25 protein-coding genes and 1 tRNA gene are annotated in these 26,743 nt (G+C 43.0%); 17 read left to right on the forward strand and 9 right to left on the reverse strand.

Annotated features, from left to right (window positions below; all coding sequences use genetic code 11):
* Positions 1-79: 79 nt before the first annotated feature.
* From rho to RM544_RS08235, 3 genes are all read left to right on the forward strand, one after another.
* A complete protein-coding gene (rho, locus tag RM544_RS08225; protein WP_311361283.1) occupies positions 80-1,345 on the forward strand; it encodes a transcription termination factor Rho in 1,266 nt (421 codons plus the stop codon).
* 158 nt (positions 1,346-1,503) lie between these two features.
* Positions 1,504-2,430 (forward strand): prenyltransferase, encoded by a 927-nt coding sequence (locus tag RM544_RS08230; RefSeq protein ID WP_311361284.1) that lies wholly within the window; start codon positions 1,504-1,506, stop codon positions 2,428-2,430.
* Between the two features lie 22 nt (positions 2,431-2,452).
* Entirely contained in the window at positions 2,453-2,989 is a 537-nt protein-coding gene (locus RM544_RS08235; RefSeq protein WP_311361285.1) for a GNAT family N-acetyltransferase, read from the forward strand.
* On the opposite strand, the gene RM544_RS08240 is transcribed toward RM544_RS08235, so the two are convergent.
* Positions 2,980-3,816, reverse strand: a complete 837-nt coding sequence (locus RM544_RS08240; protein ID WP_311361361.1) for a phytanoyl-CoA dioxygenase family protein — start codon at positions 3,814-3,816, stop codon at positions 2,980-2,982. The genes RM544_RS08235 and RM544_RS08240 overlap by 10 nt on opposite strands.
* Before the next feature lie 309 nt (positions 3,817-4,125).
* Here RM544_RS08240 and RM544_RS08245 point away from each other — a divergent pair, with 309 nt between their 5' ends.
* The 5 genes from RM544_RS08245 to rhlP all read left to right on the forward strand — a co-directional run bounded on the left by RM544_RS08245 (position 4,126) and on the right by rhlP (position 8,288).
* A complete protein-coding gene (locus RM544_RS08245) occupies positions 4,126-5,343 on the forward strand; it encodes a M20 metallopeptidase family protein (protein ID WP_432264478.1) in 1,218 nt (405 codons plus the stop codon).
* Between the two features lie 119 nt (positions 5,344-5,462).
* A complete protein-coding gene (gene purE / locus RM544_RS08250) occupies positions 5,463-5,954 on the forward strand; it encodes a 5-(carboxyamino)imidazole ribonucleotide mutase (protein ID WP_311361287.1) in 492 nt (163 codons plus the stop codon).
* Positions 5,951-7,096, forward strand: a complete 1,146-nt coding sequence (locus RM544_RS08255; RefSeq protein WP_311361288.1) for a 5-(carboxyamino)imidazole ribonucleotide synthase — start codon at positions 5,951-5,953, stop codon at positions 7,094-7,096. Before purE ends, RM544_RS08255 begins: the two co-directional genes overlap by 4 nt.
* Positions 7,097-7,172: 76 nt before the next feature.
* Positions 7,173-7,248 (forward strand) — tRNA-Thr (locus RM544_RS08260).
* Positions 7,249-7,433: 185 nt separating this feature from the next.
* Complete coding sequence (rhlP, locus tag RM544_RS08265; RefSeq protein WP_311361289.1) at positions 7,434-8,288, forward strand: rhombotarget lipoprotein; 855 nt, start codon at positions 7,434-7,436, stop codon at positions 8,286-8,288.
* Positions 8,289-8,321: 33 nt separating this feature from the next.
* Here the strand turns inward: rhlP and RM544_RS08270 are convergent, their stop codons facing one another.
* Positions 8,322-10,790 (reverse strand): patatin-like phospholipase family protein, encoded by a 2,469-nt coding sequence (locus RM544_RS08270; RefSeq protein ID WP_311361290.1) that lies wholly within the window; start codon positions 10,788-10,790, stop codon positions 8,322-8,324.
* A 245-nt stretch (positions 10,791-11,035) separates the two neighbouring features.
* Between RM544_RS08270 and RM544_RS08275 the strand changes: the two genes are divergently transcribed.
* Positions 11,036-12,595: a leucyl aminopeptidase family protein gene (locus tag RM544_RS08275; RefSeq protein ID WP_311361291.1), complete on the forward strand. Its 1,560-nt coding sequence runs from the start codon at positions 11,036-11,038 to the stop codon at positions 12,593-12,595.
* Between the two features lie 79 nt (positions 12,596-12,674).
* On the opposite strand, the gene RM544_RS08280 is transcribed toward RM544_RS08275, so the two are convergent.
* The 4 genes from RM544_RS08280 to RM544_RS08295 form a co-directional block, all read right to left on the reverse strand.
* Positions 12,675-13,286, reverse strand: coding sequence for a hypothetical protein (locus RM544_RS08280; protein ID WP_311361292.1), 612 nt, complete (start codon positions 13,284-13,286; stop codon positions 12,675-12,677).
* 204 nt (positions 13,287-13,490) lie between these two features.
* Positions 13,491-13,961, reverse strand: a complete 471-nt coding sequence (locus RM544_RS08285; protein WP_311361293.1) for an NfeD family protein — start codon at positions 13,959-13,961, stop codon at positions 13,491-13,493.
* Position 13,962: 1 nt separating this feature from the next.
* A complete protein-coding gene (locus RM544_RS08290; protein WP_311361294.1) occupies positions 13,963-14,904 on the reverse strand; it encodes an SPFH domain-containing protein in 942 nt (313 codons plus the stop codon).
* Between the two features lie 195 nt (positions 14,905-15,099).
* Entirely contained in the window at positions 15,100-16,419 is a 1,320-nt protein-coding gene (locus tag RM544_RS08295) for a mechanosensitive ion channel family protein (RefSeq protein ID WP_311361362.1), read from the reverse strand.
* Positions 16,420-16,600: 181 nt separating this feature from the next.
* On the opposite strand from RM544_RS08295, the gene RM544_RS08300 reads away from it, so the two are divergent.
* The 3 genes from RM544_RS08300 to RM544_RS08310 all read left to right on the forward strand — a co-directional run bounded on the left by RM544_RS08300 (position 16,601) and on the right by RM544_RS08310 (position 18,722).
* Positions 16,601-17,071 (forward strand): copper chaperone PCu(A)C, encoded by a 471-nt coding sequence (locus tag RM544_RS08300; RefSeq protein WP_311361295.1) that lies wholly within the window; start codon positions 16,601-16,603, stop codon positions 17,069-17,071.
* A 19-nt stretch (positions 17,072-17,090) separates the two neighbouring features.
* Positions 17,091-17,558, forward strand: a complete 468-nt coding sequence (locus RM544_RS08305) for a Dps family protein (RefSeq protein WP_311361296.1) — start codon at positions 17,091-17,093, stop codon at positions 17,556-17,558.
* Positions 17,559-17,636: 78 nt separating this feature from the next.
* On the forward strand, positions 17,637-18,722 hold the full coding sequence (locus tag RM544_RS08310) for a PQQ-dependent sugar dehydrogenase (protein ID WP_311361297.1): 1,086 nt from the start codon (positions 17,637-17,639) through the stop codon (positions 18,720-18,722).
* A 63-nt stretch (positions 18,723-18,785) separates the two neighbouring features.
* Here the strand turns inward: RM544_RS08310 and RM544_RS08315 are convergent, their stop codons facing one another.
* Positions 18,786-20,423, reverse strand: a complete 1,638-nt coding sequence (locus RM544_RS08315; RefSeq protein WP_311361298.1) for a bifunctional metallophosphatase/5'-nucleotidase — start codon at positions 20,421-20,423, stop codon at positions 18,786-18,788.
* Complete coding sequence (locus RM544_RS08320) at positions 20,398-20,709, reverse strand: Mpo1-like protein (protein ID WP_311361299.1); 312 nt, start codon at positions 20,707-20,709, stop codon at positions 20,398-20,400. The genes RM544_RS08315 and RM544_RS08320 overlap by 26 nt, the downstream gene beginning before the upstream one ends.
* A gap of 179 nt (positions 20,710-20,888) precedes the next feature.
* Between RM544_RS08320 and RM544_RS08325 the strand changes: the two genes are divergently transcribed.
* From RM544_RS08325 to RM544_RS08345, 5 genes are all read left to right on the forward strand, one after another.
* Positions 20,889-21,749 (forward strand): tetratricopeptide repeat protein, encoded by an 861-nt coding sequence (locus RM544_RS08325; RefSeq protein ID WP_311361300.1) that lies wholly within the window; start codon positions 20,889-20,891, stop codon positions 21,747-21,749.
* Entirely contained in the window at positions 21,749-21,943 is a 195-nt protein-coding gene (locus RM544_RS08330; RefSeq protein ID WP_311361301.1) for a DUF2065 domain-containing protein, read from the forward strand. The genes RM544_RS08325 and RM544_RS08330 overlap by 1 nt, the downstream gene beginning before the upstream one ends.
* 76 nt (positions 21,944-22,019) lie before the next feature.
* On the forward strand, positions 22,020-23,318 hold the full coding sequence (locus RM544_RS08335) for an adenylosuccinate synthase (RefSeq protein ID WP_311361363.1): 1,299 nt from the start codon (positions 22,020-22,022) through the stop codon (positions 23,316-23,318).
* Between the two features lie 135 nt (positions 23,319-23,453).
* Positions 23,454-24,857 (forward strand): aldehyde dehydrogenase family protein, encoded by a 1,404-nt coding sequence (locus tag RM544_RS08340; RefSeq protein ID WP_311361302.1) that lies wholly within the window; start codon positions 23,454-23,456, stop codon positions 24,855-24,857.
* Positions 24,858-24,892: 35 nt separating this feature from the next.
* Complete coding sequence (locus RM544_RS08345) at positions 24,893-25,324, forward strand: VOC family protein (RefSeq protein ID WP_311361303.1); 432 nt, start codon at positions 24,893-24,895, stop codon at positions 25,322-25,324.
* A 44-nt stretch (positions 25,325-25,368) separates the two neighbouring features.
* Here the strand turns inward: RM544_RS08345 and RM544_RS08350 are convergent, their stop codons facing one another.
* Positions 25,369-26,742 (reverse strand): Na+/H+ antiporter NhaC family protein, encoded by a 1,374-nt coding sequence (locus RM544_RS08350; RefSeq protein ID WP_311361304.1) that lies wholly within the window; start codon positions 26,740-26,742, stop codon positions 25,369-25,371.
* Between the last annotated feature and the right edge of the window lies 1 nt (position 26,743).

Here is a 26,743-nt window from a genome sequence, read left to right on the forward strand (position 1 = left end):
TACTTTTGACAGGGCGAAGCCGTAATACCACGTTATAAATGTGCGCCTGCGCTGAGCCTAAACATAAAGACCCACCAATATGAATTTGACCGAATTAAAAAACAAACCTATTAGCGAACTTGTGAAGCTAGCTGAAGACATGGGTTTGGAAAACCTGGCCCGTGCTAGAAAACAAGACATTATCTTTTCAATTTTAAAAGCTCACGCCAAAGGCGGTGAAGATATTTTTGGAGACGGCGTTCTCGAAATTCTTCAAGATGGTTTTGGCTTTTTACGTTCGGGTGATAGCTCTTACCTAGCTGGCCCGGACGATATCTACGTATCGCCAAGTCAGATTCGACGCTTTAATCTGCGAACAGGCGACACTATCGCTGGGAAAATAAGACCTCCCAAAGACAGTGAACGATATTTTGCCCTATTAAAAATTCGCGAAGTTAACTTCGACAAGCCAGAAAACTCCCGTAATAAAATCCTCTTTGAAAACTTAACACCATTGCATGCTAATGAACGTTTCAGACTTGAGCGTGGAAATGGCAGTTCCGAAGATATTACAGCACGTGTGCTCGATCTGGCATCACCAATTGGTCGTGGTCAGCGTGGTTTGATCGTTGCTCCACCAAAAGCGGGTAAAACCCTACTACTTCAAAATATCGCGCAGTCAATATCAGCAAATCATCCTGAGTGTCAGTTGATGGTATTGTTGATTGATGAACGTCCAGAAGAAGTCACTGAAATGCAACGCTTGGTGCGCGGTGAAGTTATTGCGTCAACCTTCGATGAACCAGCAAGTCGTCACGTACAAGTTGCAGAGATGGTTATCGAAAAAGCCAAGCGTCTTGTAGAGCATAAGAAAGACGTCGTGATTCTACTTGATTCAATCACTCGTTTAGCTCGTGCCTACAACACTGTAATCCCTTCATCAGGTAAAGTGTTAACGGGTGGTGTTGATGCTAATGCATTGCATAAACCAAAACGCTTCTTTGGTGCGGCGCGTAACGTAGAAGAAGGCGGAAGTTTAACGATTATAGCAACTGCCCTTATCGATACTGGCTCTAAGATGGATGAGGTTATCTACGAAGAGTTTAAAGGTACTGGTAATATGGAACTGCACCTGAATCGTAAGATTGCTGAAAAACGGGTATTCCCAGCGATCGACTTCAACCGCTCAGGCACGCGTCGTGAAGAGCTATTAACGACGCAAGATGAGCTTCAGAAAATGTGGATTTTGCGTAAAATCGTACACGAAATGTCTGAGATTGACGCAATGGAATTCCTTATTGGTCGCTTATCAATGACCAAAACAAATGACGAATTCTTTGATTCAATGAAACGTCAAAAAGGCTAATTAGCAGCCGAAAGATAACAAAACCGCTGGCATTAGCTCAGCGGTTTTTTTTTGCTGCTTTTTTCTTCCTGAGTTATGCTTCTAAAGTGGCTTGTGCTTTGCAATTATTGCTAGCATTTAGCCAAAACATATCATCAAAAACAACAATAAGAAAAAATATGAACCACGTCGGCAAAGCGCAAACTCAATCATTCTCCACAGCGGTTTTCGCCACTATGCGTTTGCCCTTTTTAGTATTGACGCCAGCCTGCTTACTTGTGCCTTTTGCATTGGCTAATTATCATCACGAGCCAAGGTCTTACCTATTAATGGTTTTGATTACTGCAGGTGCGCTCTGCGCTCATATCGCCGTGAACATGTTCAATGAATATACTGACTTTGTTTCTGGTTTGGATTTGAAAACCAAACGCACGTCTTTTAGTGGTGGAAGTGGCGGCCTACCGAATGAACCTAAAGCCAAAGATACAGTGTTGATATTGGCAATTATCAACTTATGTATCTGCATTGGAATTGGTTTGTATTTGGTCACTCAAGTCGGTCCTGAGCTGCTTAGCATTGGTGTAGTTGGGGTATTGATCATTATTTCGTACACAAAGTGGATAAATCGTTTCCCCTTTATTTGCCTAATTGCCCCCGGCTTTGCCTTCGGTGTGTTGATAATAAATGGTAGCTACTTTGTGCTGAGTGAAACATTCCGCTTAGATGTTTTGTTTGTCAGTCTGATTATCTTTTTCCAGACAAACAATCTCCTGCTGTTAAACCAAATACCCGATATTCAGGCTGACAAACAGCACGGGCGGAACCATATTGCTATTCAGTATGGTCTTAGCAAGGCAATTAATGCACACACCACTATGGCTTTATTGAGCTTAGTTTGTTTGTTTGCGGCGGTGATGTTGGCGTTTTTGCCGTATCTGAGTTTGTTAGCGCTATTTCCCATTGTCTTGAGTTTGGTGATCAGCTTTCAATTACAAAAGATAAAAACCGACCCCGAAATGGCTACCTTACTGCCTCTGATGGGAAAAAATGTACTCGTCACGATAAGCACACCGGTGATATTGTCACTTACGTTGATTTTTTCCTAAACTCAAAATGCAGGGATGATGTGTGACAAACCTTAAGTTGGTATCTCCTCAATCAGTTTTCAAAGCAAGCTATTTAAGCTATATCAAAGAGCTTGGCGAAGAAGAGCGTTACCCATTTCCCTTAGACTTTGATCATAGCGATTTTGAGGCTATGTTGCAGCGAAATGATGATTTTGAACAAGGTGTTCAACTACCAGCAGGCTATGTGCCAAGCTCCACTTGGTGGTTAGTTCAAGGTGCATCAATTATTGGGGTCAGTAATTTAAGGCATTTCTTAAATGATGATATTGCCTTTGTCGGTGGTCATATTGGCCTGGGCATTCGACCATCGTGCCGCAGAAAAGGGTTCAGTAAGAAACTCCTTGAGCTTACCCTTCAGCAAGCGCTTTTGCGAAATATGAGAGAAGTGCATATTCATTGCTATTCAAATAACGTAGCTTCAAAAGCCATGATTATTAGCTGTGGTGGAGTATTCCACTCGGAAGTGGAACTTGATAGTGACTTGGATGTTGAGAAAAAGACATTAGTGTTACGGTACCGCCTTTTACTTCAAGAGTAGATCCGAACAGGGCTAGCTCTCAACCAGTTATGCTCATGGTATTTTGCGTCAGCAGAGGTAATGTGGAGCGTAAAGGCGTGTCGCGACTGACTTGAACGGTTCGCTTCACTAAAATGTGGTAGTACGCCATTAAAAATCACCAATGACCCTGCTTTTACTTCTAAAGGTAATGCTCTTTCTTGGCCAGGCCATTGGATATTCTCTAACTCAACTAATGCTGTATTGTCGTCAGCGTAGCGCTTGAATTGCTCTTTTAAAGGAAAGTTTGCGCCCTGTTTATCGACTTGCAGGCAGCCGTTTTCGAGTGTTGAATCTTCAATTGCAAACCAAAAGGTGACAACAGACTGTGGTGAGGTGAAGAAGTATGTGGCGTCCTGATGCCAACGGATAACACCACCAATCTTAGGTTGCTTAAAAATATACATTGTTTGTCGTATTTCAGGTGAACTCACACCCGCATCTTCCGCTATTTTTGCGATAAGCTTTTGCTGACTGAATTCCTTGAAAACGGGATTAAGGACATGAAGTGCATGGCCAATTTTGTTGATACTCAATGCTTTTGCTTGGGCAAGTTGACCACTCTGAGTAAAGGCATCTTCTTCAAAAAAACACCTAATCTTGTTGTCAGAACTCAGAAAGTAATCGTCTCTATTGGTGTTCGATTCAGTCTCAGTAGAAAATACAGCGCGTGTTGATTCGGCATCAAATTGATCCACAATTCTCAGGGCGGCCTCTTTAAGCTCAGCAATCTGCGCTCGATCAAATAGTTTAGGCAGTACCAAGTAGCCTTGTTTTTGAAACTGTTTTTTCTGTTTGGTAGAGAGCATGAGTGACGAAATTAAGTAAACACTACTGACAGTTTGCATCAAAAATTTAGGGGTAGGCAAGTGCTTTTAGTCATTCATTCCTTCAATTGGAGTGTAACGGAAGAATATGAGGCAGAAATTGAACTGGCACTTTTCTGCGCAAAATTGCATTATAGAAGCACGTTACTCTTATAATAATAAAAACAAGCCGACTATAATAACAACAGGTGAAACTTTAATATGAAACGCTTACTACCTTTATTTACTGCAATATCTTTGACTGCACTATCCGGTGTTGCAAGTGCTCATGAGCATGACGCTGTGGCTGCGATGGCAGATAAAATCGAACCTGAAGTGATTAAGTGGCGTCACCACTTACATCAAAACCCTGAATTATCTAACCGTGAGTTTGAAACCGCTAAGTACATAGAGAAGTACCTTAGAGGTCTGGGCTTAGAGGTGACAACAGGCGTTGCAATCACCGGTGTTGTGGCTGTATTGGATTCTGGTAAGCCCGGCCCTACAGTGGCGCTACGCGCAGATATGGATGGCCTACCTGTGCCCGAACAAAATGACCTGCCTTATAAATCAACAGCCGTCGGTATGCTCGATGGTAATGAAGTACCGGTTATGCACGCATGTGGACATGATACTCACATGGCTATGCTGATGGGGGCTGCGAAGATTTTAACGGATATGAAAGGAGAGCTCACTGGTAAAGTGAAGTTCATTTTTCAGCCTGCTGAAGAGGGCGCACCTTCTGGTGAAAGAGGCGGCGCTGAAGTGATGGTTGAAGAAGGCGTCTTAAAAAATCCAGATGTTGACGTAATTTTTGGTTTGCATATTAGTGCCAATACAGATGTCGGTAAGGTCAGATATCGCCATGGTGGTATTATGGCCGCGGTTGACCCTTTTAAAATTGTGGTAAAAGGTAAGCAAGCCCATGGCGCATATCCGTGGAAGAGTGTTGATCCAATCACAACATCCGCTCAAATTATTATGGCGCTACAAACGGTTGTCAGCCGAGAAATCAAAGTAATCGACGATGCAGCTGTTGTCACCATTGGTTCAATCCATGGTGGTAACCGTTCAAATATCATTCCGAATGAAGTCACAATGGTGGGAACTATTCGCACGCTAAATAAAGCAGCGAGAGACCATATGTATGAAGCTATCCCACGCAAAGTAAAAGGTATTGCAGATAGCATGCGTGCTGAAGCCGAAGTGACATTACCTTTAGATTATAGCTATCCCATTACATTCAATGATCATGCTTTGATGGATCAGGTTTTACCAACGTTGGTACGGACCGCTGGACAAGAGAATGTAATTAACTCTAAAGCGGTTACGGGTGCAGAAGATTTTTCATTCTTCCAACAGGAAGTTCCGGGTGTGTATCTTTGGGTTGGTGGGAAACCACTAGATGTGTCGGAAGAAGACTCACCGGCTCACCACACACCAGAGTTTGTTGTGGATGATAGTGGCATGAAGTTAGGCGTGAAGCTTTTAACAAACATGACGCTGGATTATATGAAGAGCGCAAAATAATTCAGCAATTTTCGCTATAAAAAAGCACGATATTGCGTATAATATCGTGCTTTTTTAATGGTCGCAGAAAAGTCGCATTGGCCCTTTGCGTTCCAAGCTAACTTAAAGTGGTAAATAAAATGGCACAAGTTGCAATTGTAATGGGTTCAACATCTGATTGGCCAACGATGCAAAAAGCAGCAATTATGCTTAAAACGTTGGGTGTTTCTTTCGAAGCGAAGGTCGTATCTGCTCACCGTACTCCAAACCTATTGGTAGAATTTGCTGAAACCGCAGCAGACCAAGGTGTCCAAGTCATTATTGCTGGTGCCGGTGGTGCTGCTCACCTTCCAGGTATGATCGCCGCACATACTCACTTACCCGTTTTCGGATGTCCGGTGCGTTCAAGTCAATTGAACGGATTAGACTCCTTGCTCTCTATTGTCCAAATGCCAAAAGGGGTTGCAGTAGGCACCTTGGCAATCGGTGAAGCAGGTGCTGCTAACGCTGGCTTGCTAGCTGCGCAAGTGATAGCACTGCAAGAACCTGCTGTTCGTGACGCCATTATTACGTTTAGACAGAAACAAACAGATACGGTGATGAGCAACCAAACTTTGGAATTAGACGATTGAGAGTCTTAGTTTATGGTTCTGGCCAGTTAGCCCAGATGATGTATTTGGCCGCAGCACCATTAGGCGTGATCGTCAGTGCTGTTGATGTCTCAAACGAGACTGTTGTGCACCCCGTGTCGAAAGAGCCGACAGGTGTGTCACTACAAAATGCCATTGAAGATGCCAACGCCATTACTGTCGAGTTTGAGCATGTTCCAGAACATTTGCTATTAGATGCCGATAAAAGCGGGAAACTATTTCCTAACGTCGCTTCTATTTTAGCTGGGGCTGATCGCGTTCGTGAAAAAGCATTGTTAAGCAAACATGAAATCCCGAACTGCCCCTATTTGATTATCACTGATGTGACTGACCTCGATAATGTGATAGCCAGTTTAGGCGAGCGCGTTATATTTAAAGCAAGCCGAGATGGCTACGACGGCTATGGCCAATGGCGAATGCAGTCTGCTGATCAGCTGGAAAAATTGAAATCAGAATTTGCAAAACTAGACTTAGTAAAAGTTCCATTGATTGCTGAAAGAATGATGCAATTTGACCGCGAGATATCACTTGTCGGTGCGAGAGATAGTGAAGGTAACGTATCGTGTTTCAGCTTAGCTGAAAACTTACACTTTGAAGGCCAGTTGCATGTGAGTGTTGCCCCAATCACAGACTTGAGTGATTCGCTGCAAAGCCAAGCGAATGAAATATTCGAGAAGCTAGCAACAGCAATGGATTACGTAGGTGTACTGGCTGTTGAATTATTCCAATGTGGCGAAGAACTCTTAGTTAATGAGATTGCACCAAGAGTGCATAACTCCGGCCATTGGACGCAACAAGGATGTGATACCAGTCAGTTTGAGCAGCATATCCGTGCTGTTTTAGGCTTGCCTTTAGGAGCTGTAGATGTGCGCGGTGTTAGCGCAATGGTTAACATTATTGGTTGTACAGCATTTAGCCGAGACCTTATCGGTATAGCGGGTGCGCACTTGCACTGGTATGGCAAAGAAGTTAGAACGAAGCGTAAGATGGGGCATATCAATGTTGTGGCAGACTCCCACAGTCACTTAGGGAATAAGCTAGCTCAACTTTTAGCGTTCTTACCGGTCGAACACTTCCCAGAACTTGAAGCTGAAGCAAATAGATTAAAAAATTACACTAAGTAAAGAGGATTGCTTGACAAAAGCTAGTGATTCCCTAAAATACGCGTCGCTCGAGTAAGTGCTCGAGCAACCCTAGTGTGCCGACTTAGCTCAGTTGGTAGAGCAACTGACTTGTAATCAGTAGGTCACCAGTTCGACTCCGGTAGTCGGCACCACTTCCCCCCTTTTTTCAATACAAACCTGGCATATCGATCTATTACTTTTCCATAGCTTCTCAGGTTTAGTATCAAATAATAATACCTTCGGTAAAAGATGTCGCTACTTCAATATAAGCGCTTGCTGAACGTAGCGTTTGGTCGTACTCTGCCCACTCTAGTATCTATTTTGACAGGATTTTTTCGTGAACATCAAACGTTTTGTAATAATCACTTGCGCGGCATTATTGTTTTTATCAGGTTGCGCGACACAACAAATTCATAATAAAAGTAGTGTGATGGACTACTTATATCCGAAAGATGTTGAGCTTCATCCTGAGCCAACGATGCCAAGATTAAAAGTACCGTTGAAAGTAGGTATTGCCTTTGTACCAGCCACACAAAGTTATCAGCGCGGAGCAAATTTGTGGAGTGGTCCCATGGACTCTATTAAGTTCCCAGAGTCTACCAAAACGAGCATCTTGAACCGTGTCGCTGATAACTTCAGAGCATTGGAATTTGTTGAGAAGATTGAGGTGATTCCGACTACCTATTTAACACCAGGTGGAGGCTTTACCAACTTGTCTCAAATTGGCACCATGTATGATGTCGATGTGATAGCACTCGTATCTTACGATCAGATGCAATTTACTGATGATGGTGCACTTTCATTGTCTTATTTAACGATAGTGGGTGCTTACACCATTTCTGGTTCGAAAAATGATACTAATACGCTGATCGATACTGTTGTGTTTGATATAGCCAGTAAGAAGATGCTTTTTAGAGCGCCAGGCATCAGTCAAGTAAAAGGAAGATCGACACCTATTAACTTAAATGAGGAACTGCGTGCAGATAGCCTTCAAAGTTTTAATGAGGCTGCGGATGAAATGATTGTGAATCTTGATGACCAATTAAAAATGTTCAAAGAACGCATCAAGAACAACCCAGAAGAAGTGCAGCTTGAGTATCGTGAGGGCTACAGTGGTGGGTCAACAACCATATCAGCAGTCTTTGTTTTGCTTGCTATTTCGTTTTACAGAAGACGTCAGAATATTCGCTAATATAGTCACTTTTCACATAAACAGACATGCTCACTAGAGCATGTCTGAAAGCGCCGTCAACTGTTTTGCAACATGCCACTCCAGTTTTTGCGTTCTCCCACGCTGTTTCTTTAACTTTGTCGTGAGCACGCTATATCCACTCAATGCTAATTCGTCGAGGAGTGCAGCATCAGGCGTACTAATTGATGCATAGGTTTTATCAATGAAGCCGTTTTGGTCTATGTGTATTTGCTGTTGCTTCGATATGTGGGGACCATTCCACAATGATGTCGTTTCATCAAAATCCGCAAAGGTGATTAAGAAGAGCTTACCATTCAGTTTGACAGGCTTGATGTCTTTGTCAGTTAAACCCGGAATTTTACCTCGCCCGTCAAATTCAAGGTTATTTACTCCTTCAGGTAGCTCGATTCTAAGTTCGTAGGTATTGGCCAGTGACTCAGATTGAGTGACTTTACCCAACAACCATTTTATCGCGCCCTTGGGAATATTACTGACGATCGGAATATTGCTAGCCCTTACCATATCAACCACTCTGCTCAAGACGGCCTTAATCCCCTTGTCGAGCATTCGTTGATATTCATCTTCTTCATCGGCATTAAGTTTCGGACAATCTGGAATGGTCACATCGGCGCTGATAAGCTCTGCAGCCAGAAGCGCTTTCGTGGCGCAAAACTTACCAATTCCTAGGTCGACTGCGCGAGTACGTTCATACATAAAGCCCCCAAAAGCGATGAGCTTGTCACCCGGTAGCGCGATCTTTTTGGCTTGCTTTAAAGTGGGTGCCGAGGGCTCCTCAAATGGACCAATTGCAATGAAACGAGTGGTATCAGACTTTCCACTCAATCGCATGCTTTGATCAATTTGAATGAAATTTAACAGCAGGAACCAAGCGTAAGAGGCGCTAGTGGGAACTTTACTGTCGAGTAACTTTTCAAGGTCACTGTCTATATTGGCATATGAAATCTCGAGTATTGGGTGCAGAAGTGTCTGAGGAACCGATTCAGAAGTTGCTAGAACCTCTCTGTAGACACGCTTTGCTTCTGCTGAAAGACTGAGCGCGCTTGGTGGTAAGAGGATATTCTTTAGATCTTTCTGCATAACAGCATCAAGCTGTTGGCAAATCAGCGATAGGAGAGAGACTGAAACATCAGTGTCGCTAGCTTGCTCGGCAAAACTCTGACGGATCTTATCTCTGAGTTCCATCTGTTTGCGTACGGCAAAGACTTTGTCACCTTCAATCGCGCGTGCTTGCATGAATATCGCATTACCGATGGTAGCAATATGACTGAGGAGTCGATCTAAAGAGGCTTTAGCTTCTAGGTCGATACCATCGATATTGCCAATGATGTTGTCTCCTAAGATAGGAGTTGTAAGAGTAAACCGTTTTTGAACGGGTACCATAAAGCTGGTTTTAATGTCTGTTACCGCCGGGTCGACAAAAATAATGCATCGCTCAGTATCAAGTCGTTCATCATGAGCATCAATAAAAGACGCTAACTTAAAGGCATCACGGATTGGTTCGTTATTAAACACACCGCCATCAATATAAGTAAAGTCAAATTGGTCTTCATTGGCTAACTCTTTTGGCCACAAAGGACCATATTCGAATTGATAACGCTCGAGTACAACGGGTTCAAAAGCCATAGGAAATGCACCAGAGGCTATTGCTGTAGATATAATTCGTTTCCATACATCTTTTTTATCACCACGCATGTCCCCAATAACATTATTCTTGGGATCACCCAGATGATAACGTGTCCACCGTTCTGGGTACTTTGTTTTATCGTTAATATAGTCAGTATCGCTTTGGTCTCCAAAATATAAATCAAAAATTCTAGTTTCTCGGTGGGTGACAGATGTCATACCGTCAGCCAGTACATACTGGCTGCCTGACGAGGCGTCGAACTCTTGCCTAGCATCTTGTAATATTGGGGTTAAATTGGAGAGTGAGCTGGCAAACAAGACTCGTTCAGCAAGTACCTCTTGGTTTTGCTGTGTGTCGATACTGGAGGTGTTTTTAAGTAATTCGCTGGCGATATTTTCTAATGCGGCTCTATTCAATAGTCCCGCAGAAAATTTTAAGGAGTGGGGGTTATCAACTTCGTTTGAAATGGGGTCAAGTAGGGCGTCCATGCTCACTTTTTCGACCCAAACTTGTTCTTGCATTGTTTGCATTACTTGGACCGCTTGGAGTGCTGCCTTTTTGTTAGTAGAGCTAGGAAGGTTAGTATAATCCTCACCAAATTCATCCTTGAGGGCGCGATCTGCCTGCTGCAGTTGCTCTTTAGTGCTAGATGATAGGGCTCTAAGCATAATTGCCAAAGAAATTGAGCCAGCACTCGCACCAGAAAATACGTCAATTTCGACCTTGTCGTAGAGGGCACCCTTGCGGTCTTGCCCATACAATATTGCGAGTTTAATTGTTTGTGATAATGCGCCAGCATTGAAGGTACCGAGAGAAACGCCACCTCCCATTGCAAAACCAAGTTTAAGAGTTGTCATGAGCCGTCCTTGTGTAAGAGAAGACTCAGTTTCGGATTTGAGTCATCTGTAAAAAGCGAATAGTTTTAAGACAACTCACATAAAACCGCTGCTCAAATTATAAACAATAAAAGATGATCGTATCAAGTGGATTAGATATGCTACGCACACATCGAAAAAATCGATATATATCGAAATATAAACAGTATTTTTATTCGCTCCGTTTGCTCATACACTCTACACAATTAAATAGAAAAGGAATGTATATGAAAGCCAAGTTTAGACCACTCTCAACGGGTATAGCAGCATTATCCTTGATGTCGTTCAGTGCAAGTAGCGTAGCTGATGCCAGTTTTTCTTTTACAACGCAAGCTAGCACTCAAAAATCAACACAAATTGTGTTGTTAGAAGATACCGATAAATTAACAGGCGTGTTGGCTCAGCTCGATGAATCGACCGATGGGAGAGTCACCAAACTTTTAGCGCTTAATGATTTTACCAGTGAAAAAGGAAATACCTTGCACCTGCAGATGGTAGGTGACATTGAGTCCTTATTAATCGTAGGAACTCAGGATCCCGATGGTCTTTTGGATGGCCCGGATCTGCAGAATTTAGGGGGCAAGATAGCTGCAGCCCTTAAATCAACAAGTAAGAAAGTAAATGCGACAATTCATCTTGATGGCTTAGGTGCAACGGTGGATACACCTAGCGCACATTTAGCTTATGGTTATCAGCTAAGAGACTATAGTTTTGACCGATACTTATCCGACAAAAGTGAAGGTGTGTCTGACATTACCTTGGTGACTGAAGACGCCCAACAAGCGCGAAAAGTGTTTGTTGATGACCTTACTCATGTTGCTAAGGGTGTTCATTTAGCAAGAGATCTAGCAACTGAGCCCGGTAAGAATATGTACCCACAGGCCTTTGTAGATGTAGTGAAAGCAAAGTTCAAAGGACTTCGAAATGTAAAAATAGAAGTGCTTGATATGCGAGATATCCAAAAACTTGGAATGGGTGCGCTAGAGGGCGTAGGCAAAGGATCGATTAACGATCCTCGTCTTCTTGTCATTCAATATACAGGCGCAGACAAAAAAGACCACCCAATAGCGTTAGTCGGTAAGGGGATTACCTTTGATACGGGTGGTATCAGTTTAAAACAAAATACGGGTATGTGGGCAATGAAATCTGATTTGTCTGGTGCCGCAGCGGTAGCAGGTACGCTTTATGCTGCAGCGCAGCGCGGCGAAGCGATTAACCTTGTGGGTTTGATGCCGTTAGCCGAGAACATGCCTAGCCAAGATGCTATTCGTCCGGGCGACGTGCTTGAAACCATGAAAGGTGTCAGTATTGAAATAATGAGCACCGATGCAGAAGGACGACTCATCCTTGCGGATGCCGTGCATTACGCACAGGTCGAGTTCAAGCCCAGAATGCTGCTGAATATTGCAACGTTAACAGGCTCTGCCGCTCGCGCGCTTAGCGATGAGTATGCAGCTCTTATTACCAGAGACTTTGAACTCTCGACTCAAATGATGGGAGTGGGTGAGCGTTCTGGTGAGCATGTTTGGCCGCTACCTTTACACCCAAATCATTTCGAGCAAATTAAATCCCCCATTGCTGATATTAAAAACTCAGGAGCAGGTAACCCAGGCGCGAGTATTGGTGCAGCAGTCGTCGGGACCTTTATAGATGAAGACCTACCTTGGGTGCACTTGGATATCGCTGGCGTTGATTGGCTGGATTCAGATATAGATGTCGCGCCAAAAGGGAGCCAAGGTTGGGGCGTGAGGTTTATGGACCAGTTGGTGAGAGAGCAGGTAAAGTAAAAAAGTGAGAAGCATAAAAAAGGGACTCGTTTGAGTCCCTTTTTTTGCTATATGATACGTTAATAATGTATCGAATTGTTTATTTTGCTTTTCTCAGTCTGCATATTATAAGCAGTGAAATACCGAACAAGCCTAGTACACCCGGCGCAGATGCTACTTCAAATTGTCCATTTGGATTGGAAGAATAAATAACATTATCGAATGCTTGGAACGAAGTATTCTGCGCGTAGGAAATAGATGAGCCTAAAAATGTTCCATCGTCGGTAGCTACGCCAAAAAAAGAGCCATTAGCATTAGTGCCGCTATCAAACCCAAACAAACCCACGTTTCCCTGAGTTGCGCCGTTCGGATGACCATAGTCCAAGCCAAACGCTGTGATATTAAAGTTAAAATTAAATACACCAGAGCTGTAGGTCCATACCCAGTCATTGTTGCCATTTATAAATGGGTTGCCGCTAGAGCTACAGCCTGCACTGTCAGCACAAGCATAATCGCTCATCGTCCAAGAATAATCAGCGTTGCTCAGATCAAGACCGGAACCACTTAAATTCGTATTTAAGTCATCGGTTGTTGATGCACCTACATAGGTTTCAAAGGCAGCGCGATCATTGAAGGTAATAATTGCAGCTTGAGAAAGACCCGTTAATAACAGTCCGCTTGTAATCACAAACACTTTGATAAAATTTTTCATCGAAGGTACTTCTTAGTGAGTTAAAAATAAGATTTAGCTAGAATTATGCCATATTTTAAATTATTGATTTTAAAAGATAATATTCTTTTTTCTGAATATGCTGTAAATTTCTCTGACACTCGAGAATGTATATTTCTCGTATAAATTGACAATAAAAAAGGCTCAATAGAGCCCTTTTACAGTATTACCGATATGCAACTTAATTTATGGTACTTTCGCTTTAACTAACAAGCTCCCGACATCCGCTTGGATAACTTCGACCATAGTACCTCTGTTCAAGTCTTCCAGTGCGTTCAATTGCCAGTTTATGCCAGAGTATTGATAACTCGGCTTTTCAGCCAACGGCAGCGCGACTACAATATCTGCAGGGAGCACAAAAGAATGACCTATCAAGTCAGATTTAGCCCGTTTGGTATCGGTTTTATTCTGAAGTGCGGAGAGTTTCTTCCAAAGTGCCAATGCGAAGACCAAAGTGAAAGCTGAAACTGAAATCAATGTAGATAAGAACGTTTCAGGAATTAAGCCTAACCATATGATTAAGGCTGTCACTATGGCCGCTAAGCCCGTAAAGAATAAGAAAAACGTGCTAAAACCCAAGACAACAATTTCAATGATTAATAGCACCACACCAATGATCAGAATCGATTCAATTAAGTTGTTAGCAAACCATTCCATATTAAGCCCCTTTACCAGTTAAGCTGCTAATGATGCTGGTAGCTTGAGCGACGATAGAGGCAGCTTCTGTACCAGAATCGGGTAGCAACACGACGCTAGATTCTTTTGCAATGGCTTGCTTAGCTTCAATTGCTTTGGTTGCCAGGTCGAGCTGTATCGCTTTTTGGCCCGCTTCTGTATTCGCTGCCTCACCGACCTTATTCAGAGCTTCGGCCTGGGCTTCTGCAACAGCTACTATCGCAGATGCTTCACCTTGCGCTCTTAAAATTTGCTCAGACTTTTCAGCTTCCGCCGCGAGTACTACTGAGGCTTTTTCACCTTCCGCACGGTTGATGGCAGCTTGTCTATCACCTTCAGATTCTAGGATTTGAGCACGTTTAACTCGCTCTGCTTTCATCTGAGCTTCCATCGCTTCCATTATTGAACCTGGTGGAATAATGTCTTTAATTTCATAACGCATGACCTGTATTCCCCAAGGTCCAGATGCTTGGTTTATTGCTGTTACGATATTTAAATTCAAGACATCACGTTCTTCAAAAGTTTTATCCAGTTCCATTTTACCTAGCTCAGAACGCATCGTAGTTTGCGCTAACTGAGTAACAGCAAATACGTAGTCTTCTACGCCATAAGTGGCTTTGTATGGATCCATCACACGGAAATATAAAACGCCGTCTACCATGAGTGAAATATTGTCTTTTGTGATTGCGCTTTGCTCTTGCACATCTACGGCTTGTTCTTTTAGAGAGCGGTCAGCAGATACACGATCGATAAATGGCATAATAAAGTTCAAACCAGCTTCTTTGGTTGATTGAAACTTACCGAAACGCTCTATGACATAGGCACGGTTTTGGGGAACAAACTTAATACTGCTTTTTAACAGCACCAAAACGAGGACAATGATCGCGACTTCAACAGTCAAAATATAATCAAATAACATTTCCATATACGACTTCCTTATGTTGTATTCATATTACTTTTTGGTATAACAATAGTGAATAATAGCATAAAAGGTTTTGATTTGCACTAGCTTTCGTCCTTGCTAAATCTACCTTCTCAATTGTGATAGTCAGGCTTGATGGGAGATATAGGCGGCGAGCTAATAAAATAGGCTCCTCAATTACCGCCGTGTTTCACCCTATTATGACTTATGTAAACCGGTACTTTCAGGGTTTAAAATGCGTACTTCTCTTTGAGGGAATGGAATTTCAATACCATTTTCTTTCAAGGTTTCAAAGATGGTTAAAAGTAAGTCTCCGCCTACACGATTTTTTCCGTCGTCAATACCTTCCATCCAAAACTCAACAAACATATTGACGCCAGAGTCACCAAAACTATCAATTTCACAATCTGGTTGTTCTTCAAATGGTAAGTCATCTCCACTCAATACTTTCGGGTGCTCAGCAACAGCCACTTTAATGAATTCAACCATTTCCCGAATATTTGTAGCATAAGGTACGGAGAAATCTACTCGATAGCGCTGCTTGGGATCTTTGTGCGACCAGTTAATTAACAGGTTCGAAATGAATGTTTCGTTCGGGACTAAGATATCTTTGCCATCATAGGTTTCCAATACGGTGTATCGCATTCGAAATTCGCGAACAAAGCCTGTTTGTCCGGTTTCTAATTCAACGTAATCACCTATGGTGAGTGAGCGATCGAGTAAAATAATGATGCCTGAAATGAAGTTCGACGCAATCGATTGCAAGCCCAAACCAATGCCGACACCAAGAGCGCCGCCGAATACTGCCAAGGTAGTCAGGTTAATTCCCATGACATTCAGTAGTAGTAAGACAATGATACAGAACAAGACGACTTCGAATAATTTAGAGAAGATTTCTTTAGTAGGAACATCCAGTGAGGCTTGCTTCTTGATAACAGCTTTGCCAAATGAGTTGGAAACGCGGCCCAACCAAAACAAAAACGCACCAAATATCAATACTCTAAATATGCCATAGGCGGAAATATTCACGTTACCAACACTCATAGAAATACTAGTGAGTATTTCCACAAAGCCGCTGAGTAGCCCTACGATATGCAAAAATAGCAAAGGCAGACCAATCCAACGAAACAGTCGTGCGGGCAAGGGGTGTAAAACGAATTCCCGTATCACGGAATGAAAAAATATCAGTATTGCAATCGCTAAGGTTGTTTGAATTAGCCAGTGAGGAAGTACTAAAGCTATGGCAACTTCATCTAATACCTTTACTAGCAACAGAGCCAACAATGGCGCCATAATAGTACCGAGTTTGTATATCAGCTTGTTTATTGGATGAGCCGATTCTTGAGGTCGAGTTGCAAGTGCAGGAATTTTGGCGCGGACAAAACCAATCAACCAAAACGAAAACAAATAGATGCCAAACACAGCACCAATTTGAATATACGTTGCTGTATCTTGCATTGCAGCGGTCGCATGATTAGACCATTCTTCCAATGTTTTATTAATGTTTTCGATGTTCATCACAAGTTTATTATTCTCATTGTTCGTTTTAGCGTAATCTACTTTATTTATTCAGTATTGAATACATGATTTATTGCCAAATCATTGTGTTATTCACTACACTAACACTTCGTAAAGTTTTTGCATGGAAGTTGAGCCGGTTTTTAGCTCAGCAATATTAAATTGATGGTAGGAGCGGCATATGCGCATTAGTCAAAAATTGTTTTTCATTACCTTGATTTTCTCTTTATTTGCGGTTCCGCAATTCGCCAATGCCCACGAGCACAAAAAGGCAAAGGGAAAGGTAAGTATTGAAAATGTCTGGGCTCGAGCAACATTCGCCTTGGCGAAAACAGGCGCCGTTTATTTGAGAATTGATAACGCCAGCCAATCCGATATTACATTATTGTCAGTGAGAGTTGATAGCTCGGTTGCTGCAGAAGCGCAATTGCATGAAACTGTGATGGAAGATGAGATGATGCAAATGCGTGAATTAGAGTCAGGTATTAAAATTCCTGCGGGCACAAACCTTGAATTTCAGCCGGGTGGCAAGCATATAATGTTAATGGGGCTCAAAGAGCCTTTGCGTGCTTCCGATACTTTTGTTCTCACCTTAGTGTTTGAGAATAATAAAATAATGAGAGTGTCGGTTGAGATTAAAGACGCTCGTTAAACAAAAATATGGAGAAATCATGAGTCAAATAGATATTGGTATTAGTAAAGACAACAGAGAGCAGATTGCTGCCTCGCTGAGCCGTTTGCTGGCAGATTCATACACGCTATATTTACAAACGCATAACTTTCATTGGAACGTGACGGGTCCGCAATTTCGAGAGTTACATCTCATGTTTGAAGAGCACTACACTGAACTAGCCGCAGCGGTCGATGAAATTGCAGAGCGTATTCGTACTCTCGGGTGCGTTGCACCAGGCACATACCGCGCTTTTGCTGAACTTAGCAGTGTTAAAGAGGTGGATGGCGTCCCTGAAGCGAAAGAGATGGTTTCTATTTTAATGCAAGCGCATGAGACTGTCGTGAGAACTAGCCGAGAGGCCTTGAAAATCGCTCAAGAAGCAGAAGATGAATCAAGTGCATCTTTGATAGGCGACCGTATGCGAATTCATGAAAAAACAGCATGGATGTTGCGCGCAACCCTATAGCATCAGCGACATGATACAAATCGCCTACTATCCCGTAAGAGTAAGCATAAAATAACTGAAACAATAATGGAATTCGGTATGTTAAAACAACTAATGATAAGTGCTTTGGGTTTTTCATTCGCCATGAGTGCGGTTGCAACGGAAATAAACGTTGAAGAAGTGGCCACGGGCTTAAAAAACCCGTGGGGGATCACCTTTATGAAAAACGGTGATGCTTTGGTTACTGAGAGGGCAGGTGGTTTAAGAATGCTGACTGCTTCGGGTGAACTTAGCGAGCCAATCACTGGTTTACCTGAAGCTGCTGTAGTTGGTCAAGGCGGTATGTTAGGTGTGGCCTTGCACCCAGATTTTGACAATAATCAGTTAGTTTATGTTTGCTTATCTGTAGCTGATGGCAATGTACGCGGAAGCGAAGTGCATCGTGGCAAGCTTGTCGGGAACACCTTAACTGAAGTGAAAGAAATTTTTGTAGCTGAGCCAAAAATAGATAGCGCTCATCACTTCGGTTGCAGACTTGTTTTTGATGCGGATAAAAACTTGTTTGTTTCACTGGGCGACCGTGGTTCTAAAAAAGAAGAATCTCAAAATCCAAACAACCATTTTGGTGTTGTGGTGAGAGTGAAAGATGATGGTTCAGTACCGAGCGACAATCCATTTTTTGGAGGTCAAGCCCCCGAAGTATATAGCTACGGACATCGCAATGTTCAGGGTATGACGGTAAATCCCTCAAATGGCTCTGTGTGGACTCACGAGCATGGCCCTAAAGGCGGTGATGAAATAAACATACTAAGTAAAGGGGACAATTACGGTTGGCCAACCATTACTTACGGTGTGAATTATAACGGCTCGATTATTACCGATAAAACTGAGATGCCTGGTATGCGTCAGCCATTGACTTACTGGGATCCGTCAATTGCACCTAGTGGTATGGACTTTTACACTGGTGATGTATTTCCCGAATGGAAAGGAAATCTATTTGTAGGTTCTTTAAAGTTCCGCTACTTAAACCGTATCGTGTTAGATGGCGACAAGGTGACGAGCCAAGAACCATTGCTGAAAGACTTGAATGAACGTATCCGCGACGTTAAACAAGCGCCAGATGGGAGCTTATACGTTCTGACTGACAGCACCAACGGAAAGGTGCTTCGTTTAACGAAGAAGTAGTCTCTTAGGCTACAGCTGTCCCAGGAGTAATGTGAATACCCCCAAGAATAATACGAACGCCATTTATTCGGGGGTGTCACTCAAGTTGAAAGGGGTAGGAAGAGCGCGCATGTAGTGCTCTGTCGCGTCAATATCTAAGCCCTCGATACTGATCAATTCGCCTTCTGAAAATAGTTCGCTATTCATAATGTAGGCATTGCCTGCAACAGTATAGCTTGCATTTCTGTCAAGGGCTTTTCCCCGCCATAGTATCTGCTCTGTACCAATAGAAACATCACTACTCCAATGGTGTCTTGTGGTGATTGTTTCCATTAGTTGTTCACCCGAAAATTTTCGCACAAGGATCTGGTTCCCAAATGGCTGAACAGCGAAAAGTTGACCCCAAGTAATTGCTCCTGGCTCTAGCTGCGCTCTAACACCACCGTTATTCATCACAGCCATATCGGTTTTCAATACATACTGATGGCTATTCGCAATAAATTCGCCCAGTGATATATCGTTGGTTTTTGCCTCGTAAGTGTTTACGACTCTCTGAGTGTACTGCTTTGCAAAAGCAGTAGCCTGTTCAGCAATGCTGTCAATCTGCTTTAATGTCTGACGCGCTGATTCGCTCAATGCATACGAGTTTTCGCTATTGGTGAGAAGCACATTAGCAGAAGTGGAGACGACATCATTGCTTTTGCGACTAATTGCTACATCGATATCGGCATAAGCACGTCCGCTCGAGAATGCTTGAGTGACAAGGAAAGTATGCCCGTTAGTATTACTCACATAGGCGTTAGTAAAACGATGCGAATGCCCGGTAATAACAAGATCAACGGCATCCGGTAGGCTTTTGAGAAACCCCATAAAAGGACTCGTCTCTGGGATCTGATTGTTCGAGCGAGTTTGACCTTCATAATACTCTTCAGTCGTACCATCATGAATAATGATGAAGATGCTTTCTATCCCTTTCTCTTGTAGGGCTTTAACATAGTGTTGGGCAACCTCAGCTTGGTTTTCAAAACGTAAATCGTCTACTGAGCCAGGAATGAGAAGTTCAGGTGTTGAATCGAGTGTCAAACCTATAAAACCAATATCGATACCGGCGATATTATGGATAACATAGGGAGGTAGCAAGGTGGATTTTGACTCAAGGTCTATTACATTCGCACTCAGGGTTTTGTAGTTTGCGCCTGGCCATTTATTCTGCAAAAAAGGGCCTTTATTATGGTTTCCACCTTGCAGTAAACGAAGCATTTCAGCGCTCCCTTCATCAAACTCGTGATTTCCCGCGGTACCAATTATTTCACATGAAGGTGTATGACTTAGCTTGCAGTAGTCTTGTAGGTAATTTAAAAAGGCAATGGAAGGCTCGTCTTGCAGCAATGCCGATTCTGCTGGGCTTGCTCCGACATGATCGCCTGCATGGAGCACAAATGTTGGCTGGTTACCTATTTCAATGGCCTTGAGTAGGTGCAGCGCCAACTTCTGCATACCTCCATCTTGGCCTTTGGGTAAAACTTGGCCGTGAAAGTCATTAATACCTAAGACCTTAACCTTAACTATGTCTTGGTCAGTATTGTGCAGGTTGTTTACTGAAGATGATGTAGGTAAAGCGCAGCATGCACTTAAGCTTAGGCAAGCGATGGCAAACCCGAGGTTTTGAACTGCACGTTTACTTACCTTTGGGCGACTAAGCCCGGATAGAGATTTTACCAATGAGAATATCCTTAAACATTACCCAATCGCCCATTAGGCTGTAAAAGGGGTACTTGAAGGTCGCTGGCTTATTATGTTCATAGAAAAAGTGGCCGACCCAAGCAAAGCCATAACCGATAAGGGGAATTAGCCACAGGAACACTAAAGCGCCAGTAAGGATAACATACGCGATAACAGCAAGTACTAACCAACTACCTATAAAATGTAGTAGCCGGCAGGTAGTGTTTTCATGTTCTGATAGGTAGTAAGGATAAAACTCACTAAAACTGGTGTATTTTTTTTCCATGGACTTGCCTCGCGAGTAGCTGGAGTATGATGTTATCATAAATTTTATGGACTACAATCCTATCTATTATTATTGGGCCAGAGCTTGTAATTGCGTGTAACAGCCCAATATATTTTATTCCATGAGCGGATAATCCAAAGCTCACATCATTCCAAACATATATGAACGAGATGAAATAAATGCTACCCGAGCCAAATACAAACCATGTAGACATCACCTTAGAAAACTTCCAGCAAATTATTTTGGAAGAGTCGAAATTGAAGACAATTATGGTTCAGTTTTGGGCTCCGTGGAGCGAACCCTGTGGTGAATTAACACCGATTCTTCAAAGTATAGCGAGTGAGTACAACGACAATTTGCTGTTTGCTAGAGTGAACTGTGACGAACAACAAGAAATCGCAGGCCAATTTGGAGTACGTGGTTTACCGACTGTCATTTTAGTCAAAGACGGCCAACCCTTGGATGGTTTTGCCGGCCCACAAACTGAAGCGCAGGTTAGGGAAGTTATTGAAAAGCACCTACCCAAACCTGAAGATGGTTTCTTGCAGTCAGCGTTAGCATGCATTGAGCTTGGTAATTACCATGAGGCCTTCACGTTTGCTAAACAAGCCTTTGAGGCGAATAATGAGCGTATTGATATTCGCTTAACGATGGCTGATTGCTATGTAGAAGTGGGTCAGCCGGCGCTTGCCAAGAAGCTATTAGAAGCGGTGACAATGGTAGACCAAGATGCCCGTTATCACGCAATCGTTGGGAAGGTTGAATTAGCTGAGCAAGCGTCTGAATCGCCCGAAATAAAAGAATTGCAAGCTGCGCTGGAAGCCGACCCTGAGAACTTGGAGATTAAGGTGAAGTTGTCTGTTCAGTTGCATCAAGCACACAAAAACGACGAAGCGCTAGCACTACTATTGAGCGTGCTTCAAAAAGATCTGAATTTTGGTGAAGCTAAAAAATTCACCTTAGACATTATTAATGCGCTGCCAGATGGGGATGCCTTGAAGTCTCAATATCGCCGTAAAATCTATAGCTTATTGTATTAATGGGCGAAGCATTTCTACTCGCCATTTGTATTGTTTTCATTATCGAGGGTTTGATGCCTTTACTCATTCCCGATAAATGGAAGCAGTTTTTAATGCAGATGGCGCTGCAACCCTCTGAATCATTACGCAGAATCGGCGGTGTAATGGTTGTAATTGGTGTCGTTAGCGCATATTTCTTAATAAACCGCATATAAAAACAAAATATGGGGTGATTTTTTGCTCTGAATTTTGCTAAAATCGCGGCCTAATTTTCTGATGCAAAAATCTTCCATGGCTAAAAATGTTGTTGTACTCGGAACCCAATGGGGTGACGAAGGAAAGGGTAAGGTCGTTGATCTTCTAACTGAACAAGCTTCTTTTGTGGTTCGCTATCAAGGTGGTCACAATGCGGGGCATACTCTCGTTATAGACGGCGAAAAAACCGTTCTTCATCTCATCCCCTCTGGCGTACTGCGTGAAAACGTAAAGTGCGTTATCGGCAATGGCGTAGTGCTGAGCCCTGAAGCTTTGTTAAAAGAAATGGCGATGCTGGAAGAGAAAGGTGTTCCTGTTAAGGAGCGTCTTGTTATCAGTGAAGCGTGCCCGCTTATTTTACCTTTCCACATAGCGTTGGACGTTGCTCGCGAGAAAGCTCGTGGTAACAAAGCAATTGGCACTACCGGCCGCGGTATTGGTCCAGCTTATGAAGATAAAGTTTCTCGTCGAGGTTTGCGCGTTGGTGACTTATTCAATCCGGAAGATTTCGCAGTAAAACTGAAAGAAGTCCTTAGCTACCACAACTTCATGCTCACCGAATACTACAAAGAGGTAGCCGTTGACTATGATGAAGTATTACAACAAGCCTTATCTGTTGCTGACTTATTGAAGTCGATGGTTGTTGATGTAACAGACCTGCTTGAAACTGCTCGCAAGAACAAGCAATCCATCATGTTTGAAGGGGCGCAGGGCACATTGCTAGATATTGACCATGGCACATATCCCTACGTAACTTCCTCTAATACTACTGTTGGTGGTGTTGCAACTGGTGCTGGTTTTGGCCCGCTTAATATTGATTATGTATTGGGTATCGTCAAAGCTTATACAACACGTGTAGGTTCTGGTCCTTTCCCTACTGAGTTAGACTGCGAAGTAGGCCAACACCTTGGGGTTAAAGGCCATGAGTTTGGCGCAACTACAGGCCGTAAACGCCGCACAGGTTGGTTTGATGCGGTAGCAATGCGTCGCGCGGTACAATTAAACTCAATTACAGGCTTTTGCCTAACTAAGCTTGATGTTCTTGACGGTTTGAAAACCTTGAGCATTTGCGTTGGCTATGAAGATAAAGCGGGTAAGGTGAGCACTATTCCACCACTAGCTGCTGAAGGGTATGATTTAGTTACACCAGTTTATGAAGAAATGCCTGGTTGGACTGACAATACTTATGGCGTGACTGTCTACGATGACTTACCACAGGCTGCTAAGAATTATATCAAGCGTTTGGAAGAGTTGACCGGTGTTCCTATCGATATTATATCTACAGGACCTGACCGCGCAGATACAATGGTGCTTCGCAACCCTTACGCGGAATAAGCAATAAAATAACTTAAGTGTTAAGAAAAGCCGACGTTTTCGCGAGAATCCGTCGGCTTTTTGTTTCCCCTACTATTTGCCTTATGGTACGCCTTTGCTAGGATGTCAGTATTCGCATAATTAATGAGTAATGGAATGCCTGACGCAACCTTAGATTTACCAGAAAGTACCAACCACGCAGTAATGAGTATTGACGAATTAAAGCGTACTTTTTCCACTGGGCGAACAAAAACATATAAGTGGCGCATAGAGCAGTTGCAGGCTTTAAAGCGCTTACTAGAAGAGAAAAGCAAAGACATTGCTAAAGCGTTGAATCAAGACCTAGCGAAAAGTGAATCCGAAGCTTGGTTGACCGAAATTGGGTATTCTATTACTGATGTAGATGACAATATAAAACGCCTCAAGTCGTGGATGAAACCTAAAAAAGTAGGCACGCCTTTGGTTGCGTGGCCAGGTAAGAGCATGATCCAAAGTGAGCCATTAGGTGTGGCTCTGATTATTGGTGCTTGGAATTATCCCGTTCAACTTGTACTAACACCGCTAATCGCTGCGATCGCCGCTGGCAACTGCGCAGTAATAAAGCCTTCCGAACTAGCGCCTGCTAGCTCTGAACTTCTAGCCAAGCTTATCCCTCTTTATCTCGATAATGCAGCAATAAGAGTGCAAGAGGGCGGTAAAGATGAAACTACAGAGTTATTGGCGATGCCTTTTGATAAATATTTCTATACCGGCGGTGAGCATGTTGGACGCATTGTGATGACCGCTGCTGCTAAGCATCTAGCCCCAGTTACATTAGAGTTAGGTGGCAAAAGCCCGTGTATCGTCGATGGTGAGACAAACCTAGATATAACTGTTCGCCGCATCGTTTGGGGCAAATGGATGAATGTTGGGCAAACCTGTGTTGCGCCTGATTATGTGCTCATAGAAGAAAAGTATTTGGCAGACTTTACACAAAAGTTAATTGCTGAAATCAAGAAACAGTACTCCAAAGAACCACAAAGTAATAAGGATTATGGTCGTGTTATTAATCAAAGGCATTGCGCTCGTTTGATTAACTACCTAGAAGGTCTGAATATCATTCATGGTGGCAAACACGATGTTGACGAGCGTTTCATAGAGCCAACTGTTGTTGTGCAACCAAAACTTGATGACCTGATTATGCAAGAAGAAATATTTGGTCCCATCCTTCCAATTTTAACGTTTAAGTCAAAGCAAAGTATGATTGACTTTGTGCGAGCGCGCCCAAAACCCTTAGCGTGTTACGCGTTTACCTCAAATAAAGAATTTGAAAGCATGGTTGTTGAAGAAATCAGTGCAGGTTCAATTTGCATCAACGACACGAATATATTCTTAGTCAACCATGAATTGCCGTTTGGCGGTGTCGGTACTAGTGGTATGGGCAATTATCATGGTAAATCGGGATTCGACACATTCAGTCATCAAAAGGCCGTGATGAAAAGGAGCTTCAAGTTTGATGCTGCTATTCGGTACGCGCCGTTCAGTAAACTAAAATTGATGTTACTTAAGAAGTTGTCATAGGTAGACGGTAAAATTAGCAAAGAGGATCCACAATAATGTCAGAAAGAAACACGATGCCAGCATTTCATCTCGCCATTCCAGTGACTGATCTTGCTGAAGCAGAAGCTTTTTATGGCAAGCTTCTATCTTGTCAGAAAGGTCGAAGTAGCGAGCAGTGGATCGATTGGAATTTTTTTGGGCATCAGCTAGTGACTCACCTAGTCGCTGAGATGCCTTCAAGACCCAAGCCAAATTCTGTCGACGATAAGAACGTTCCAGTACCTCACTTCGGTGTTATTTTAGATATGCCTGAATGGCAGTTGCTTGCAGACCGTTTAATTGAAGAGCAACAAGCTTTTATTATTGAGCCTTATATTCGCTTCAAGGGAAAGACCGGTGAACAGGGCACTTTCTTTTTGCTTGACCCTGCGGGGAACGCTCTCGAATTTAAGGGTTTTGCAGATCAATCCCAAGTATTCGCTACATAACAATATTCCTTGGTTGTTATGTAGCTACAAGTGCTGATTCACCCTCAGAAAAGTACCTGCACGCTTAACAATAAGTAAGCAATGATAGTTAAACCGCCCACGAAAAGCGCATATGGCATTTGCGTTTTAACGTGTGTTAGTAAGTCGCAGCCAGCCGCTAAAGATGAAACGGCAGTGGTATCTGAAATGGGAGAGCAATGGTCTCCAAATATACCACCCCCCAAAATGGCTGCCAAAACGAGTGATGGCGGTAAGCCTAAACTAGCTACCAACGGCATGCCTATTGGAATTAAGATAGCGAAAGTACCCCATGATGTGCCTGTGGTGAACGACATGAAAGCGCCAGTTAAAAACAGCATAGGTACGACTAAAATTAAGGGGAGGTGTTCGCCAACAACACCAGAAACGAAAACACCCGTACCTAGCTCTTTCAGGCTGCTGCCCAGAGCGATGGAGAGTAAGACAATGGTGACTAGAGGTAATAGCTCCCCCATACCATTAAACCCTATTTTAAGCGACTGCTGATGCGTGAATCGTTTATGCCACAATAACTGAAGATAGGCGACGATACATGCTAAAAATGTAGCGTATAAAACAGATTTACTGCCGCTGCCTTTAGTAATGTCTCCTTCACCTGTTAGCAGCATAAAACCAAACATACCTACAATCATTACTATTAGCGGTACTAACATAAAACGTGACTTTGTCGCTTCACTAGAATTGAGCTTGGTATCTGTCGATTCAAGCTTAATTTCAGCCTCCTTCATAGGTCCGTGTACTTTATCTGCGAAAATGGTATAAGCGACCACTAGCAAGGTAAGCCATGCATAAACATTGTAGGGAAGAGTACCCCATAACACGGCTATTGGTGTTTCGTTTAGGTCATAGGCGCTGATTAGGGCTAATACATATGCGCCCCAACCATTTAGCAGGATAAGGATACAGATAGGCGCGCAAGTTGAATCGATAATATAAGCCAGTCTTGCTCGGCTCATTTTGTATTTATCAAACAAACCACGAGCAAAAATTCCTGCGGTAAGGACACTCAAATTTGATTCGATAAATATCGCCATGCCAGTAAACATGGTGACGCCACCAACTCGCTTTCTAGAGTTGATCAATCCACTTCCAATGAGTCTGTTAACCGTGGCTTTGACACCGCCAGAGTCGCGGATAAAAGCCAATAATGCGCCCACTAAGAGACTGAATATTAGAATCCGCGTTGTAGAGCCGCTGCCTGCAGTACTCACAATTCGCTCTATCGTATTAATGGGTGTAAGTAACCACGCACTTTCATTGGACATAGCCAACAGTAATTCAGACGACAGTACAGCCAAGAGTAAGGCTAATATCACTTCTTTTTTCCACAAAACTACTGTAATTGCGATAAGCGGCGGAAGTACGGTTAGCCAATCCATA

It is taken from the genome of Brumicola blandensis (assembly GCF_031846165.1).
GTDB lineage: Bacteria > Pseudomonadota > Gammaproteobacteria > Enterobacterales > Alteromonadaceae > Glaciecola > Glaciecola blandensis.

Bases quoted from the DNA above. Each gene is read 5' to 3' on its own strand.
- RM544_RS08325 (WP_311361300.1), top strand. From the start codon at position 20,889: ATGCTACCCGAGCCAAATACAAACCATGTAGACATCACCTTAGAAAAC.
- RM544_RS08295 (WP_311361362.1), bottom strand. From the start codon at position 16,419: ATGAACATCGAAAACATTAATAAAACATTGGAAGAATGGTCTAATCAT.
- RM544_RS08340 (WP_311361302.1), top strand. From the start codon at position 23,454: ATGCCTGACGCAACCTTAGATTTACCAGAAAGTACCAACCACGCAGTA.
- RM544_RS08345 (WP_311361303.1), top strand. From the start codon at position 24,893: ATGTCAGAAAGAAACACGATGCCAGCATTTCATCTCGCCATTCCAGTG.
- RM544_RS08240 (WP_311361361.1), bottom strand. From the start codon at position 3,816: ATGCTCTCTACCAAACAGAAAAAACAGTTTCAAAAACAAGGCTACTTG.
- RM544_RS08320 (WP_311361299.1), bottom strand. From the start codon at position 20,709: ATGGAAAAAAAATACACCAGTTTTAGTGAGTTTTATCCTTACTACCTA.
- RM544_RS08300 (WP_311361295.1), top strand. From the start codon at position 16,601: ATGCGCATTAGTCAAAAATTGTTTTTCATTACCTTGATTTTCTCTTTA.
- RM544_RS08350 (WP_311361304.1), bottom strand. From the start codon at position 26,742: ATGGATTGGCTAACCGTACTTCCGCCGCTTATCGCAATTACAGTAGTT.
- RM544_RS08310 (WP_311361297.1), top strand. From the start codon at position 17,637: ATGTTAAAACAACTAATGATAAGTGCTTTGGGTTTTTCATTCGCCATG.
- RM544_RS08290 (WP_311361294.1), bottom strand. From the start codon at position 14,904: ATGGAAATGTTATTTGATTATATTTTGACTGTTGAAGTCGCGATCATT.
- RM544_RS08275 (WP_311361291.1), top strand. From the start codon at position 11,036: ATGAAAGCCAAGTTTAGACCACTCTCAACGGGTATAGCAGCATTATCC.
- RM544_RS08330 (WP_311361301.1), top strand. From the start codon at position 21,749: ATGGGCGAAGCATTTCTACTCGCCATTTGTATTGTTTTCATTATCGAG.
- RM544_RS08230 (WP_311361284.1), top strand. From the start codon at position 1,504: ATGAACCACGTCGGCAAAGCGCAAACTCAATCATTCTCCACAGCGGTT.
- RM544_RS08285 (WP_311361293.1), bottom strand. From the start codon at position 13,961: ATGGAATGGTTTGCTAACAACTTAATTGAATCGATTCTGATCATTGGT.
- RM544_RS08245 (WP_432264478.1), top strand. From the start codon at position 4,126: ATGGCAGATAAAATCGAACCTGAAGTGATTAAGTGGCGTCACCACTTA.
- purE (WP_311361287.1), top strand. From the start codon at position 5,463: ATGGCACAAGTTGCAATTGTAATGGGTTCAACATCTGATTGGCCAACG.
- RM544_RS08305 (WP_311361296.1), top strand. From the start codon at position 17,091: ATGAGTCAAATAGATATTGGTATTAGTAAAGACAACAGAGAGCAGATT.
- RM544_RS08335 (WP_311361363.1), top strand. From the start codon at position 22,020: ATGGCTAAAAATGTTGTTGTACTCGGAACCCAATGGGGTGACGAAGGA.
- RM544_RS08280 (WP_311361292.1), bottom strand. From the start codon at position 13,286: ATGAAAAATTTTATCAAAGTGTTTGTGATTACAAGCGGACTGTTATTA.
- rho (WP_311361283.1), top strand. From the start codon at position 80: ATGAATTTGACCGAATTAAAAAACAAACCTATTAGCGAACTTGTGAAG.
- RM544_RS08270 (WP_311361290.1), bottom strand. From the start codon at position 10,790: ATGACAACTCTTAAACTTGGTTTTGCAATGGGAGGTGGCGTTTCTCTC.